Origin of the sequence: Myxococcus virescens (assembly GCF_900101905.1) — a bacterium.
GTDB lineage: Bacteria > Myxococcota > Myxococcia > Myxococcales > Myxococcaceae > Myxococcus > Myxococcus virescens.
Genome location: NZ_FNAJ01000015.1, coordinates 136,720 through 151,782, shown reverse-complemented (window position 1 = coordinate 151,782; position 15,063 = coordinate 136,720). Strand labels below are relative to the sequence as shown.

8 protein-coding genes are annotated in these 15,063 nt (G+C 69.4%); 4 read left to right on the top strand and 4 right to left on the bottom strand.

The features are described from left to right. The first annotated feature begins 228 nt into the window (after nt 1-228). A complete protein-coding gene (locus BLU09_RS30900; RefSeq protein ID WP_244172163.1) occupies nt 229-4,335 on the top strand; it encodes a two-component regulator propeller domain-containing protein in 4,107 nt (1,368 codons plus the stop codon). Between the two features lie 17 nt (nt 4,336-4,352). Here the strand turns inward: BLU09_RS30900 and BLU09_RS30895 are convergent, their stop codons facing one another. Then, on the bottom strand, nt 4,353-5,324 hold the full coding sequence (locus BLU09_RS30895) for a PDR/VanB family oxidoreductase (RefSeq protein ID WP_090493866.1): 972 nt from the start codon (nt 5,322-5,324) through the stop codon (nt 4,353-4,355). A 279-nt stretch (nt 5,325-5,603) separates the two neighbouring features. On the opposite strand from BLU09_RS30895, the gene BLU09_RS30890 reads away from it, so the two are divergent. From BLU09_RS30890 to BLU09_RS30880, 3 genes are all read left to right on the top strand, one after another. Beyond that, nucleotides 5,604-6,239, top strand: coding sequence for a hemerythrin domain-containing protein (locus tag BLU09_RS30890; RefSeq protein WP_090493864.1), 636 nt, complete (start codon nt 5,604-5,606; stop codon nt 6,237-6,239). Between the two features lie 169 nt (nt 6,240-6,408). Continuing rightward, nucleotides 6,409-7,155, top strand: coding sequence for an SIMPL domain-containing protein (locus tag BLU09_RS30885; protein ID WP_090493862.1), 747 nt, complete (start codon nt 6,409-6,411; stop codon nt 7,153-7,155). Between the two features lie 637 nt (nt 7,156-7,792). Next, nucleotides 7,793-8,323: a hypothetical protein gene (locus BLU09_RS30880; RefSeq protein WP_090493860.1), complete on the top strand. Its 531-nt coding sequence runs from the start codon at nt 7,793-7,795 to the stop codon at nt 8,321-8,323. 34 nt (nt 8,324-8,357) lie between these two features. Here BLU09_RS30880 and BLU09_RS30875 read toward each other — a convergent pair whose 3' ends face one another. The 3 genes from BLU09_RS30875 to BLU09_RS30865 form a co-directional block, all read right to left on the bottom strand. Continuing rightward, on the bottom strand, nt 8,358-11,375 hold the full coding sequence (locus tag BLU09_RS30875) for a putative Ig domain-containing protein (protein WP_090493857.1): 3,018 nt from the start codon (nt 11,373-11,375) through the stop codon (nt 8,358-8,360). 163 nt (nt 11,376-11,538) lie between these two features. Further along, entirely contained in the window at nt 11,539-13,506 is a 1,968-nt protein-coding gene (locus BLU09_RS30870) for an Ig-like domain-containing domain (protein WP_090493855.1), read from the bottom strand. Between the two features lie 119 nt (nt 13,507-13,625). Continuing rightward, on the bottom strand, nt 13,626-15,044 hold the full coding sequence (locus BLU09_RS30865) for an IgA Peptidase M64 (RefSeq protein ID WP_186817752.1): 1,419 nt from the start codon (nt 15,042-15,044) through the stop codon (nt 13,626-13,628). Between the last annotated feature and the right edge of the window lie 19 nt (nt 15,045-15,063).

Here is a 15,063-nt window from a genome sequence, read left to right as displayed (position 1 = left end):
CGCCGGGCGCGCAATGGCCAAGGCCATGACGGAGCCGGGGGTGCGGTTCCCGGCTCCACAGGTGGTGGCGGCGCGGCGGCAGCGGCGGGGGGAAGTCGGTGGGGCTGTACAGGGGGAGGAGGCCGGTCCCTCGCCGCTGCCGCCAAGACCGTTCACTGAACGTTCCACCTCCGGTGAATTCGGCGGCGTGTGGCCTCTGGGCCGTTTCTGCTGGACACTGCGTGCGACATGCGCACTCCGGGGCAGCGAGCCCGCGCTCTCGGGCGGGGGTTCATCGGGTGGTTCTTCTTCGTGGGACTCATCCTGGCGACGCCGGGCATGGCCCTGGACCCCCAGCGTCGTGTCTCGCAGTACAGCCAGGACATGTGGCGCAGCGACGACGGGCTGCCGCAGAACAGCCTGCTGTCCATGGTGCAGACGCGCGACGGCTACCTCTGGCTGGGCACGTGGGAGGGGCTGGCCCGTTTCGACGGCGCGCGCTTCACCGTGTTCGACAAGCGCAATACGCCGGAGCTGCGCAACCACACCATCAAGGCGCTCGCGGAGGATGCGTCGGGCACGCTGTGGGTGGGCACGGGCCAGGGATTGGTGGCGTACCGCGACGGCCGCTTCGAGCGCGCCCCGGGCGCCGCCGGGCCGCTGGAGACCGCGCGGGTGGAGACGCTGGTGGCGGCGGATGGCTTGCTGTGGGTGGGCACGACCGCGGGGCTCTGGCAGGTGCGCATGGGCGAGAGCGTGACGCGCCAGTACACGGTGGCGGATGGCCTGCCCGCCTCCCACATCACGGCGCTGACGCCCGGTGAGGGCACGTCGCTCTGGGTGGGCACGCCGGAGGGGCTGGCCCGGTGGGTGGATGGGCGCGTGGAGCCGGCGCCGTTCCCCTTCCCCGGGCCGGAGTCCCGGCCCTATGTGATGGCGCTGCGGCGCGATGCGACGGGCGTGCTCTGGCTGGGGACGAAGGCGGGCCTCTATTCGTGGAATGGCGTGGTGGCTCAGCGCTTCACGACCGACGATGGCCTGCCGTCCCTGTCCGTCAACGCGCTGTACGCCGACGGTGACGGCAACCTCTGGGTGGGCACGCATCGCGGCGGCCTGACGCGGCACAACACGAAGGGCTTCAGCGAGCCGGTGCCCGGCATGGAGTGGATGGCGGAGTCCGCGGTGCTGTCGCTGCTGGAGGACCGGGACGGCCACCTCTGGGTGGGCACCTATTCGGGCCTGATGCGCCTGCGTGACGGTCCCTTCGCCACATATGGCATCCCCGAGGGGCTGGCCGACGAGACGGTCAGCGCCGTGCTGGAGGACCGCCGCGGCACGCTGTGGGTGGGGACCACCAGCGGTCTGTTCCGGTACGAGAACCACACGTTCCACCACGTGGGCACCGAGCAGGGCCTGCCGGAGAGCGTCATCCCCGCGATGCACGAGGCGCATGACGGGACGCTGTGGGTGGGCACCCTCACCGGTGCATACCGGTATGACGGCCAGCGCTTCACGCGGGTGTCGCGCGCGCAGGGGCTGCCGCACGACGTGGTGACGGCCATCCTGGTCGACTCGCGGGGGGACACGTGGCTGGGCACGCAAGCGGGCCTGGCGCGGATGCATGGCGGCGGCGTGACGGTGTACGGCCCGAAGCAGGGCTTCACCAACCCCATCATCGTCATGGTGGAGGACTCGCGCGGCCGGGTGTGGTTCGGCTCGGACACGGGGCTGGTGCGCTGGGACGGCGAGCAGAAGGGCTTCCAGCGCTTCACGCAGCAGGACGGGTTGCCGGGCGACCTGGTGCTGGCGCTGCACGCGGACCCTGACGGTACGGTGTGGGTGGGCACGGAGACGGGGCTGGGCCGGTGGCGCGAGGGCACCTGGGCGCGCTTCACCGTCGCGCAGGGCCTGTACGACGACGCGGTGTTCAGCCTGGTGCCGGACGGGGACGGCTCGCTGTGGATGAGCAGCAACAAGGGCGTGTCCCGCGTGTCCCGGCGCGACCTGGAGGACGTGGCGGCTGGCGTGCGTCCGCGTCTGACGACGCTGGACTTCGACACGCGCGACGGCATGCGCAGCGCGGAGTGCAACGGCAACACGCAGCCGTCGGCGTGGCGGGGGGAGGACGGGCGGCTGTGGTTCACCAACCTGCGCGGCGCCATCGTGGTGGACCCGGTGCGGGTGCGCGAGAGCCGGCAGCCGCCCGAGGTGCGGATTGAAGAGGTGCGCGTCCAGGGCACGCCGGTGCCGATGGAGGGGCCGGTGGAGCTGGAGCCCGGGGCCTCGCGGCTGGAGATTCGCTTCACGGCCTTCACGCCGGTGGACGCGGCGCGGCTGCCCTTCCGCTACCGGCTGGCGGGCCATGACGACACCTGGGTGCACGCGGAGTCGCGGCGGGCCCTGTACAACGGCCTGCGGCCAGGCAGCTACCGCTTCGAGGTCCAGGCGAAGGGCCGGGACGGCGGATGGACCGAGCCGGTGTCCCTGGACGTCGTCTTGGAGCCGAAGCTGTGGCAGCGCACGGGCTTCTGGCTGCTGTGCGTGCTGGGCGTGGGGATTCTGGGCGTCAGCGTGTACCTGCTGCGCGTGGGGCAGTTGAAGGACCGCGAGCGGTGGCTGGCGGAGCGCGTGAAGGACCGCACGCAGGCGCTGGCGCGGGCCAACGCGGAGCTGGAGGCGAACATGCGCACGCTCCGGCAGGCGCAGGCGCAGCTCGTGCAGACGGGGCGGCTGGCGGCGGTGGGACAGCTCGCGGCGGGCGTGGGGCACGAAATCAACAACCCGCTGGCGTACATCGTGTCGAACCTGGAGCACGCCAGCGAGGAGGCGGACGCGCTCGCGCGGGAGTTGGACGGGACGCGCGACGTGGGCGCTCGCTTGAAGGATGTGAATCAGGCGCTGCGTGACGCGCTGCTGGGCGCGGACCGCGTGCGGCGCATCGTCCAGGACTTGAAGATGTTCTCCCGGCCGGATGACGAGAAGCAGGGGCCGGTGGAACTGCACGCGGTGCTCGACTCGGCGGTGAAGATTGCCATGGGCGAGCTGCGCCCACGCGCGAAGCTGGTGCGCGACTACGGCGACGTGCCGCGCGTGGAGGGCAACGAGGCGCGCCTGGCGCAGGTGTTCCTCAACCTGCTCATCAACGCGGCGCAGGCGCTGCCGGAGGGACAGGCGGAGTCGAACGAGGTGCGGCTCGTCACGCGCAGGGGCCCGGATGGGCGGGTGGTGACGGAGGTGCGCGACACGGGCAGCGGGATTTCGCCGGAGCTGCTCGGCCGCATCTTCGACCCCTTCTACACGACGAAGCCGGTGGGCGTGGGCACGGGGCTGGGGTTGTCGCTGTGCCACGCCTACCTGACGGCCATGGGCGGCACCATCGTCGTGGACAGCGAGGCCGGGCGGGGCTCGGTGTTCCGCGTGACGCTGAGGGCCGCGGCGGAGGCGCAGCGGGCTGGCGGGGACGGTGCCTCGGTGGAGCCTCCCGCGACGTCGGAGCGAGGCGTGCCGGGGACCGCGGTGCCTGGGACTCCAGCGTCTTCGGGACACATCGCAACGGCGCCCGACGTGTCTGTCGAGCACGGTGTGGCGGCGAGCGACGCGACCACGATGCGCCTGCGTGGCGAGCTGGACTCGGCGCCGCGAGCCTCTGCTCCGGAGCGGGCGCAAGGCGCTGGAGGGGGCATCACGCCTCCGCAGGCGAAGTCCACGGACGGCCGGGCAGCGGATTCCGACGCCCCGGCGGCAAGCCAGGAGAACGGAGGGCGGATGGCCGCGCAGGACGCCAGTGTCACCTCCGGCATGTCACGGTCATCGGATGTGGGCACCGTGGGCTCGCACCTGGGAGCGCCGTCGTCCACCCACGGGAGCGCGGATGGGCCGCCTTCAGACGGCGCGGGCGAGGGTGGGCGGTTCTCCGCCCAGGCCGCTCCGGCTCCAGCGCCCGCCGAGGCGGCAACGCGAGGCCGCGTGCTGGTGGTGGACGACGATGCCCTGGTGAGTGGCGCCATCCGTCGCACCCTCGCGCGAGAGAACGACGTGGATGTGTTGGTGAGCGCGCGGCGAGCCCTGGAGAAGCTGACCGGGACAGAGGCCCGTTACGACGTGGTGCTCTGCGACCTGATGATGCCGGAGATGACCGGGATGGACCTGTACGACGCGCTCGCGCAGGTGGACTCGCGAGCGGCGGAGCGCATCGTGTTCATCACCGGCGGCGCCTTCACGGCCACCGCGCGGACGTTCCTGGAGCGTGTGGGCAATCCGCGCGTGGAGAAGCCCTTCGACCCGGAAGCCTTGCGTCAGCTCGTCCGGTCCGAAGTGGCGCGTGCTCGCCGGGAGGCGTCGGGCAGGGCGGCATAGCTCCCGGCCCGGCCGTGTCAGAGGTCCAGCACCAGCCGCTTGGAGCGGGCGCGTGACACGCAGACGAGCATGCGCTGGTCACCCGCGGGCTCCGTCTGGAAGAAGGTGTCGCGGTGGTCGGGCTGGCCGTCGCAGACCCGTGTGACGCAGGTGCCGCACGTCCCGGCCTCGCAGTCACTGGGGACGCGCACCCCGTTGCGGCGCAGCACGTTGAGCACCGACTGGCCCACGGGCACCTGCAGCACCTGGCCCGTGCTGCGGATGGTCACCTCGAAACCCTGCTCCTCCCGGCCCGTGGCGGCGCTGGTGCCCTCGGAGGTGAAGGACTCGAAGTGCACCTTCTCCCAAGGCCAGCGGTGCAGGGTGGCCGCGTCGCGCACGGCTTTCATCAACCCTGTGGGACCGCAACAGTACAGCCGGGCCCCCGGCTGTCGCGTGGCCAGCAGTCCCTTCACGTCCAGGCCCCGGGCCGGGTCCCCTCCGTCGAAGGAGAAGCGCACGCGCTCGGCGAAGGGCGCCTGGGAGAGCAGCTCGTGGAAGGCGGTGCGGCCGGGCGCGCGCGCGCAGTAGTGCAGCGTGTAGTCCGCGCCGGTGCGCTGGAGCACGCGCGCCATGGACAGCATGGGGGTGATGCCGATGCCTCCCGCCACCAGCACGTAGCTGCGCGCGAACAGCAGGGGGAAGTTGTTGCGAGGAGGCTTCACCTCCAGCACGTCCCCCTCGTGCACCCGTTCGTGCATGGCGTTCGAGCCCCCGCGGCCCTTGGCGTCACGGGCCACGGCGATGACGTAGCGGTGGGTTTCCTCCGGGTCGTTGCAGAGTGAATACGCGCGCAGGAAGTCTCCCGGACCTGGGACGCGGACCTCCAGGTGGGCGCCAGCCTCGAAGGGGGGCAGGGTGCCGCCCTCCGTCGCGACCAGCTCGTACGACAGGATGTCCTCGGCCTCGCGAGTCACGCGCGCGACCCGGACGCGCAGGATGTCATTCATCACGGTGCTCTCCCTTCCCCAGTCCCACCAGCGGCGCACCCCATCCTCCCGAGGTACGGTGGCACGGACATTGGCCCGCGAAACGCCCACGGGTGATTGCCCGGGAGTCTCGGAGCCCGTCACATCCTCAGCGGCGTGGCGGGTTGCCCGTTGGGCGGCCGTGCGGTCAGGCCGCCCGCGCGCCGCCCGCGCATCCCAGCGGCGTCATCCCCACCATCCACGACATGCCGCGCTGCGCCAGGACGCCAGCGGCCAACGAACGCTCAAGGAGGTGAGTCCATGGATGCCATCGCGTTGCTGAAGGCGGACCACAAGACGGTGGAGCAGCTGTTCCGGAAGTTCGAGAAGGCGGGCCCCAATGCACACAAGTTGAAGCGTCGGCTGGTGGACCAGATGGTCACCGAACTGGCCGTGCACGCCGTCATCGAGGAGCAGGTGTTCTACCCCGCGGTTCGTTCACGCTCGGAGGAGTTGGGGCCGGACGTGCTGCGCTCGCTGGAGGAGCACCACGTGGTGAAGTGGCTGCTGGCGGAGCTGGACGGAATGTCTCCGGAAGCCGAGCGTTTCGACGCGAAGGTGCAGGTGTTGATGGAGAACGTGCGCGCGCACGTCCTGCAGGAGGAGGGCGACCTCTTCCCGGCGCTGAAGAAGGTCTTCCGTCCGCAGGAACTTCGGACGATGGGCGACGTGCTGGAGATGTCGCGGAAGGCGGCGCCCACGCGGCCGCACCCGATGGCGCCGGACACGCCGCCCGGCAACCTGGTCGTGGGCGCGGTGTCGGCGGTGATGGACATGGGCCGGGATGCGCTGAGGGCCGCGCGGCGCAAGGCCACCACGAAGGTGCGTTCGGTGGCGAGCCGGGGCCCCGGTCAGGTGGTGCGGGAGATGGCCGGCGCCGAAGCCGCCGGTCCGTGACATTCCGCCGGGACAGGATTCCGGCCCGTCCGGCGCTCCTTCTTCCAGGAGGAAGAAGGAGCGCCCCGGGCACGAGCACGAGGAATATGAATGTCACCCGTTGACGGCCGTTCCAAGGGGTAAGGACGTTGCAGTACGACCCGCAGCGGCCCATTCCTGAGGAGGCACCATGTTCGCTCGACCTGTTCGACCCCTGTTGCTGACAGCGATGTTGCTCACTGGCCTGACGGCCTTCGCGCAGCCACAGCCCGTCTCCGCGCCGCGTGCGCAGGCCCCGGCGGGCATGCGGACGATTCGCGTGGAAGGCACCGGTGAGGTGAAGGCGCAGCCCGACGAGGCCTTCATCGACGTGGCGGTGGAGACGCTGGCGCCGAACGCGAAGGCGGCGGGTGAGCAGAACGCGAAGCGGATGGAGAAGGTGATTGCGGCGCTGACGTCCGCGGGCATCGCGCGGCGGGACATCCAGACGCGTAATTATTCGGTGTACCCGGAGTACGCGCCGCCGCTGCCGAACCAGACGGAGCCGAAGCTGAAGGGCTACCGGGTGAGCAACCTGGTGAGCGTCCACGTGAAGGACCTGTCGCGGGTGGGGAACCTGCTGGACCAGGCCCTGGCGGCGGGCGCGAACCGGGTGGACTCGGTGCGCTTCGGCCTGAGCCGCCAGGAGGCGGTGCAGGGTGAAGCCCTGCGGCAGGCGGTGGCGCGGGCGCGCAAGTCGGCGGAGGTGCTGGCCGCGTCGCTGAACGTGAAGCTGGGCGCGGTGCTCGACGCGAGCACGGTGACGGAGCCGCCGCAGCTCTACCCGGCGCGCTTCGCGATGGCCGAGGTAGCGGATGCCCGCGCGATGGCGACGCCCATCCAGCCCGAGGAGCAGAGGGTGCAGGCGAAGGTGACGCTCATCTTCGCCATCGAGTAGTTGCGAGGGCCGTCGGGGGCTGGCTGGTGCCCCCGACGGGAGTGCGCGCGTCGAGACGTGGGACGACGCGCGGCTTCTCCCCCTTCCTGCACGGCGGTCCGGACGAGCGCATGGATTGCTGTTCGAACTTCGCTCCCTCCGCTTCACGAAGGGGCTCGGCACGCCGCAGGCAGCCCCTCCGAGTTGCTCCTGCGAAAGCCCGAACCCGTCCTCATGCGCTTTGTTGACGCGGCCGTAGCACTCGTCCGCGCTGACGAACGAGGCCAGGGCGGTGATTCGTCGAGCAGCATGGCCTGCTCCTTCTCACTGGCGCGCAGCCGCTCCGAGAGGGCTTCGTTGCGCTGACACACCCGCGCGGGAGGTCCTCCTCGGGCAGGCTTCAGGAGGATGATGGCCGGCTGGTGCGTTCGAGGTCGAGGCATCCACGCAGGCTGAGATGCCGTGAGACGGAGCGCTCTACCGCCTCCCTGGTCGCCATCAAGGTGCGCCTTGGGGAGCACTGGGTTCTCGGCCGCCAGGGCCATCCGCATGTTGAGGAAGAGACAGGCGCGGGCCGGTGCGGGCCGGCCGGCCGTCGCGATGAACTTCCACACGCGGGGGGCACGAGCGCATGAGGGCAACGCGCGGTTGGAGGCTGATGGCATTCGGGCTGTTCGCCGTGTGGCTCGGTTGCGGCCAGCGGAGCGAGAGCCGGGGGCCTCCATCCGCGAGCGAGCGAGAAGGCCGCTCGGATGTCCTTCGCGGCCTCATGGCCTCACGCGAGCGGCCCCCTGAATCCAGGGCGCCTGGCTCCGGCTCGCTTCCCGTGGGCACGCTGGGGGCGGGGCAGGGCGGTTCGGGACGGCCAGCGCCCACGGACCAGCTCCATGGCCGCGTGGAGTGGGTGGGCGACAACGAGCTGCTCATCCGCGGCGATGACGGCGTGGAGTACGACGTCGGAGTGGATGAGCAGACCCGCCTCTTCATGAAGGGCGAGCTCGTCACGGGCCTGCGGGAGTATCACGAGGGAGACGAGGTTCGTGTCACCTACGGCGATGGTCCCGGAGGTCTGGTGGCGCACCGCGTGGATGGGATGCCGGGGACCGGTGCCGAACCGCCGCGTCCGCAAGAGTCAGCCCCACGCGAGGACACCGCGGGCCCAGGCGCGCCGCTCGATTCACTTCGCTGAAACCGAGGCCGGAGGCGCCTCTCGCGGGCGCGGGTCAGAACGCCCGGCCATCCACGCGGAGGCCCGGGGATGAGCTGAGACCTGGGGTTATCAGGTGGTGATAGTCGAACGCCGCGCCGGGCGTGGCATCGGGCGACCGGTTGAAGGAGATGTTGTCGAAGGTGCCTCCGTAGGACATCTCATCGACGTTGCTCCCATCGGGCGAGAGGAGCCTGACGACGTCGCCGTCGTTGTTGAGGCCCAGGCCGCCCGAGGATGCGGCCACGGTATCGGGCGTACCGGCCGGGAAGCCTCGAGCGCCACCAAAGACGACGAAGACCCGACCGGCAGCGAGCGTGGTGCCAGGGGCGAAGACGTGCCGCACGGATGCGGAGTCCGACAGGCTCCAGCCGGACAGGTCCGCGGTGGCGGTCCCCGCGTTGTACAGCTCGATGAATTCGTAATGGGTGTCCGACACGGTCTGCCCGGGCGGGATGGGCTCGTTGGGCAGGACCTCGTTGATGATGAGGTTGGACAAGGGCTCCGGGTCCGTGACGCCGCCGGAGTCTCCCAGGTCGTAGCTGCTGATGACGGGATAGTGGTCGCTGACGATGTCGCCGTAGTTGGGAATCCACGCGTCCGGGCGCAGGATTTCGACGGAGCCGGGCAGGTAGTTCGCGGCCATCTCGTTGGAGGCGAGCGTGTGGTCGACGGCGTCGTGATAGTCGACGGTGGTGCGCAAGCCGCGCAGGGACAGTGGCTCGGTGATGAAGGTGTAGCGCTGCGTGTCGGCCACGAACGGAGCGAAGGGGCTGGGCAGCTGGGCGCCGTCGCTGCCTTGGGTGATGGACTGGTCGACATCGTCATTCCAGTCGCCAATGACGAGCACGCGTTCGGTGGGCAGGGATGTGTCGAGGTACGACTTGAGCGCCGCGCTGGAGCGTTGCCGCTGTCCGTAGGCGGTCTCGTTGTCGAACGCCTTCAGGTGAACGACGATGACGACCAGTGGGGTGCTCACGCCCTGGACGGTCGTGGTGAAGTCCACGCGCAGCGGTGGCCGGCCACCGAAGTCCGCGGCGTTCGCCGTGAGGATGAGCTGCGCCTCCTGAAGCGTGAGGGTGCTGTCGTAGAGGATGCCGGGCTTCTGCTCGCCATGGCTGTAGTAGGCGGTTCCGTTGGGGACGAAGGACGTGTCATTGGCGAGGAAGCCATTGAAGCCGGGGAGCTGCTCCTTGAGGGTGGCGAAGTCCGCGGCATCCACCATCTCCACGAGGCCCCACACGTTGGCCCCCGAGTCGCGAATGATGTCGCGCGCGTGGGCAATCTGAAGGTCGTCCGGCGTTCCGCCCTCCGAGGTGGAGTCCGGCGGGCCCTGGGTGGGGGCACCGAACCACTCGAGGTTCCAATGGCCCACTGTGAGGGGCGCGCTGGCGGTGCGCACGTGGAGGACCATCGCGTGCCAACCCTGCTGGCCCGTGGCGTCCGTCACTGTGACTGTGAATGCTGAGTACCCGAGCTCCGAGAGGGTGCCGCTGAGGATTCCTGATGTTGAGAGGGTGAGCCCCGAAGGCGGCATCCCCGACACGATGTGCCAGGAAAGCGGCGCCTTGCCGCCGGATGCTTGCAGTTGGGTGGAGTAGGGCAGGTCCTTGCGCGCATCGGGCAGCGACGTGGTGACGACGGTGGGGAGTGCGTAGACCGTGAGGGTGAAGGCGCGTGTGCCCGTCCGTCCGTTCGCGTCGGTGACGACGGCCTGTCCGCTGATGGCGCCGGGAGCGGGGGGCGTGCCTGAGAGTCGTCCGGAGGCGGAGAGCTGCAGCCAGGAAGGGAGGGGGCTGGCTGGAGCGAACGAATACGGCGCCTTTCCGCCGGTGACGGAGTACGTGGCGCTGAAGGACTGCGAGACATACCCGTCGAGCTGAATCGCAGGTCCATCCACGGACGGAGGCCGGTACACGACAAGGTCGAGCGCCCGGGTGGCGACGCGTGCGTCGGCGTCGGTGACTTGGACCGAGAAGGAGAAGGTACCCGTCGTGGACGCGGTGCCTTCGAGCAGGCCGGCGCTGGTGAGTCGGATGCCGGCGGGAAGCGAACCCGCGCTGAGCACCCAGGCATAAGGCGCGCGTCCACCCATCACCAACAGGCCTTGTCGATACGCGGCATCGGTATAGGCATCCGGTAGCGCGCTGGGGGTGAGGGTGATGCCGCCCTGGACGGTGAGGTTGAACGTGGCGGACGCCGCACGGCCATTGGCGTCCTGGACCTCGACCGTGAAGAAGTCGGCTCCTGGTTCGCTGGGCGTCCCTCGGACAAGGCTGTCATCCAGTTGGAGGCCCGTGGGCAAGGCACCCGAGGTGATGCGGAACGTGAGCGGTGGTCGCCCGCCAACGGCGTGAAGCTCCGTGGAGTAGGCCGCTCCGAGCGAGGCGGAGGGGAGCGTGCCGCCCGCGAGATAGGGCGCGGTGAAGGCGGAGAGCGAGAGGACACGCTGGCTCGAAAGCCCGGTGGCGTCCTGCACGTGGACGGTGACGGAGAAGGTGCCGGAGTTGGCGGGAACGCCGGAGATGTGCCCCTGTGCGTCGAGGCGCACGCCCGACGGGAGGGTGCCCTCCGCGAGCGTCCACGTGTACGGCGCCGTGCCGCCCGAAGCGTCGAGTTGCGCGGCGTAGTTGTCGCCGACGTATGCATCGGGGAGCGTGGACGATGCGACCTGGAGGCCGGCGTTGAGCACCGCGAGCTCGAACGTGGCGCGAACAGTCCGTCCGCGGGAATCACGGACCTCCGCGTCGAAGGAGGCGGTGCCTGCCGATTGGGGCGTCCCGGTGATTTCGCCCAGGGTGGAGAGGCTGAGTCCGGTGGGCAGTGCGCCCTGCGCGACGCGCCACGAATAGGCAGGCGTGCCACCCGAAGCGGTGAGGGAGCTGCGATAGACCTGCGCGACGGATGCGGCGGGGAGCGCCTCCGTGGTGATGGCCAGTTCCGGTCCGGTGTCGTCAGTGCGGTGAGGCGCGGAGTCAGAACATGCGGTCAGCAGCAGCGCGAGGATGGGGAGCAGGGCGTGATGGGCGCGCATGAAGACTCCGGCCCGCGAAGGAGTCGGGCCCACGGATGAAGTGTCGGCACTGTAGAGGCAGCCATGACGACGACGCACAGGGTCCTACCGAACCCAGGGCAAAGAAAAGGGCCGCGGCTCACAAGGAGCCGCGGCCCGGATGCTTCATGTGGAAGCCGTCAGACTAGAAGTTGGGCAGGCCCCACGAAGGAGCGCCCACCGCCCAGTCTTCCTTCGTGTTGGTGTCCGTCGCGCTGAGGCGGCGGACGCTGTTGCTCGTGGGATCGGCGTTGTTCGGAATACCTGCCCAGGATGCGGACACGTCACCGGCGGAAGGCGTGGACGTGTTGGTGCAGGGGGCACCTTCGCAATCGGCTGGTAGCCACTGGCCGGCAGCCTGAATGGCCTGCAGGTGGCCCGGGAAGGCACCGGGAGGGGTCCCCGTCGTCCGGAACGGCACCGCGTCCTGAATGGTTCCAGCCGCGTCCTGCACGAGAATGATCCGGCTCGAGTAGGTGATGGCATTGGTACCAATGCCCCTGAAATCCCATGCAGTGTCGTAGTGCGTGGGATTGGCACTCCGCGGGGCTTCATCCTTCGTCAGGGTCTCGGCCCTGAAAGGATTCTCCTGGGTGTCGACCGGGTTGAGGTGCACCACGATGATGTCGCCGACCGCGACGTCCACGTCGGGGAAGCTGGCGAGTGTACCGGGGTTGGCGGTGACGCTGTCCTGGACCAAGATGAGGCCTGCCGTGGTTCCCGCAGTGAGGACCTGCAGTTCAACCAGGTCCTTGGCGCTGCCGGACCCAGTCGCGTTCGGCTGCACCTCGGTCAGCTGGAGAACGGCCGGCGTGCGGTAGCCACGGAACGTCTGCGTGCTGGCCTCCGAAGCCACAGAGCCTCCCGCCACGTCCGTCACGGTGTTCGCGACGGTGACGGAGTAGGTGGTGCCCGGGGTCTGCTCGCTCGTGGTCAGGATGACCCGCTGACCCTCGACGCGGAACTCGGAGATCGTCAGTCCCTCGGTGAGCGTGAACTGCTCCGGCGCGTTGGTGATGCTCGCCGCTGAGATGCTGCGGCTGAAGCTGAGCACGAGCTCCGTCAGCGACGTCGCCGAAGCCGACTTGAACGTCGGCGCGGCGCAGCCCGACAGGGTGAGCTCGGAGGCCGTGAACGCGGACGGCTGGGCGGCGGCATCGAACCGCCAGATGGGGCCCGCGTTCAGCGTGAACGTGCAGCCCTGGATGAGGTCGAGCTCGGTGGCGAGCGTCGTGGGCACGCGGAGCCGGAAGTTGGCGGTGCCAGCGATGACACCCTCGGTGGTGATCTGGAACCCAGTGTAGCCGGCGCCAATGCCACTGCCGGCCGCGGCAATCGCGCCCGTCAGGTAGGTGAGCTCGGACTCTACGGAGTCCAGGCCGTTCACCAGCGTGTCCGACGTGTCCGCGGAGCGGTTGACCGCGAGGCCGGCCGGGGTGGCGGTCGACTGGTTCTGAACCGGGTGGCCCTGGCTGATGACCGTGGTCCCGGTGACGGTGGCCGCGGAGCGCAGGCCGCCGGTGGTCGCCTTCGACGACACGGAGAAGCTGACCCGGTCACCCACGGCGACCGCGGCCAGCGCCGTCGCGTCGGACACGAACAGGGCGGGGCCCTGGGCCTCGGCCTGGACGAAGAAGCCGGGGAGTTCGTTGCTGCCCGTGACGGCAGGCTTGATGAACGTGACGAACGCACCCTCGATGGGCAGCGCGGGGTCGAGCGCGCCATCCGCCGCATCCCGGACCGCCTGGATCTGCGTGCTGGTCGTCGCGACCGGCGTGGCAAAGCCCGAGTCTTCGCACGTGCTCGTCGTGGTGTTGCAGGTCTCGGTCAGACCGCAGGTCGCGTTGCTGGTGCAGCCCTCCGGGTCGGTGCCCGCATCACCTTCGCCGGCATCCGGCTCGGTGCCCGCGTCTTCCTCGGTGCCCGCATCCGGGCCCTGGGTGATGTCGCGCTGCTCGCACGTGCCAGAGTTACAGGTCCACTGCTTGCCGGCGGCCGGGGGGCCCTTGTCCGTGCGGCAGTCAAACTGGTCCACGCATTCGTCGCCACATCCCGTGCCCATCGTGACCATCACGGCCGTGACGACCGCCGGGAGCCAAAATCGTCTCTGCATGAGTTCCCCTCCATGGGAAGCAGGTTGCGTCCCCCTTACACCTGAACCGGAGGGCAATCCAATGTCCGCTCCTGGTGACATGGGCATTTCACACAAGAGGTGCCCGGATTTTCAGGCGTTCAGGGATTGGCCTGGGGAGACCTGGCCGGAGGGCCGGAATACAGGTCGATGACTTCGGAGATGGCGCTCTGACACACCGCGCAGAATGGGACGCGATCCCGAGTGAACATCACGCAGTCGACCTGTGGCCGGTAGTAGCCCTTCGACTCGTACATGGCCCCCTCGAAGGCCCCGACCCGGCCTGAATACTTCTGTGAGGAAAGGAACTTTTCCTCCCAGTCCCGCTGGGTCAGGAAGAGCTTGTCCATGTCTGACTCGGGCTTTCGCTGTGCCCGAATCTGGCCGCGCTGCTTCTGCACGGCGGTGGCATGCTTTTCGTATCCCTCCTTGTTCCAGGGGGTAGGCAGGGGTGTTCCTGGTGACACCAGGTGTTTCCACTTCAGGTCTTCCGGGGAGTGGAGCGCGGTGACGTTCTTCTCCCAGGGCTCCAGGCGGTCCGCGGCGGGCGCATAGACGGATTCGGAGGTGTAGTACTCGTCCGCCAGCCCGGCGAAGTGGTGGCCGAACTCGTGCACGAAGACGTAGGGCGCCCACAGGCTGTCCGAGGCGACGGTGCCGTAGAGCCCGAAGATGCCGCCGCCGCCGTAGGTGTTGCCGTTGACCAGGATCTCCACGAACTCGTAGGGCGCGAAGGACGCTGCCTCGCGGAAGGCCTTGTTGTCGAAGGTGAGCACATAGCGCTCACTGCCAAAGGCGTCGTAGGTGGCCCCGATGGGCGAGCGCCGGTGGACGCCGGTGGAGGGGCGCGAAATACCGGACTGGGCCGCGGCGGGGACGAGCCCCCACACGTTGAAGTCCGACTTGCGCTCCTTGAAGGGAGAGAAGGTGAAGAGGATGTCCACCATGTGCCGGGCATCCTTCTCGAACTTGGCGTGCTCGGCCTTCGTGTAGCCGTCCCCCAGGATGAGCAGGTCGACCTTCTGCGCTGACGGCCCGTTCTCCAGCAGTTTCAACAGCGGCCCGGGCGCGGGAGGAGACGAGGAGTCGACGAACATGTCCTTCGGGTCGACAACCAGCGACCACACTTCGCGGAAGGCATTCTGGGCATCCCGCTTCTTGAGGAGCACCTGCACGGGGCGCGCAGGCGCGGGGAAGCGGAGGGACTCATGGAAGGTGCGGTTGCTGCTGCGCGCCTCGTTCGTGACCTCCCACTCGCCGTAGATGGACGCAAAGCCTCGCGAGAACAGGAGCCGGTTGTTCTCCCGGTCTCGGACCTCGAAGAGGTACTTGCCGAGGTTCGTCTCGTCGATGGCCCGTTCCGGGTGGCCGGGCCAGGGCAGCGGCTCGATGACGACCTTGTCGAGGCTGAACCGTTCCTCGGTGGCGTTCCCGGTGTGGAAGTAGTCGACTCGGAGGGTTCGGGGAGAGGCCGCGGAGGCGCTCGTGGCCAGCAGCAGGACGAAGAGGGCTCGCATCATGCGCGGCACTCTATGCGCC

Bases quoted from the DNA above. Each gene is read 5' to 3' on its own strand.
- BLU09_RS30900 (WP_244172163.1), top strand. From the start codon at position 229: ATGCGCACTCCGGGGCAGCGAGCCCGCGCTCTCGGGCGGGGGTTCATC.
- BLU09_RS30895 (WP_090493866.1), bottom strand. From the start codon at position 5,324: ATGAATGACATCCTGCGCGTCCGGGTCGCGCGCGTGACTCGCGAGGCC.
- BLU09_RS30890 (WP_090493864.1), top strand. From the start codon at position 5,604: ATGGATGCCATCGCGTTGCTGAAGGCGGACCACAAGACGGTGGAGCAG.
- BLU09_RS30885 (WP_090493862.1), top strand. From the start codon at position 6,409: ATGTTCGCTCGACCTGTTCGACCCCTGTTGCTGACAGCGATGTTGCTC.
- BLU09_RS30880 (WP_090493860.1), top strand. From the start codon at position 7,793: ATGGCATTCGGGCTGTTCGCCGTGTGGCTCGGTTGCGGCCAGCGGAGC.
- BLU09_RS30875 (WP_090493857.1), bottom strand. From the start codon at position 11,375: ATGCGCGCCCATCACGCCCTGCTCCCCATCCTCGCGCTGCTGCTGACC.
- BLU09_RS30870 (WP_090493855.1), bottom strand. From the start codon at position 13,506: ATGCAGAGACGATTTTGGCTCCCGGCGGTCGTCACGGCCGTGATGGTC.
- BLU09_RS30865 (WP_186817752.1), bottom strand. From the start codon at position 15,044: ATGATGCGAGCCCTCTTCGTCCTGCTGCTGGCCACGAGCGCCTCCGCG.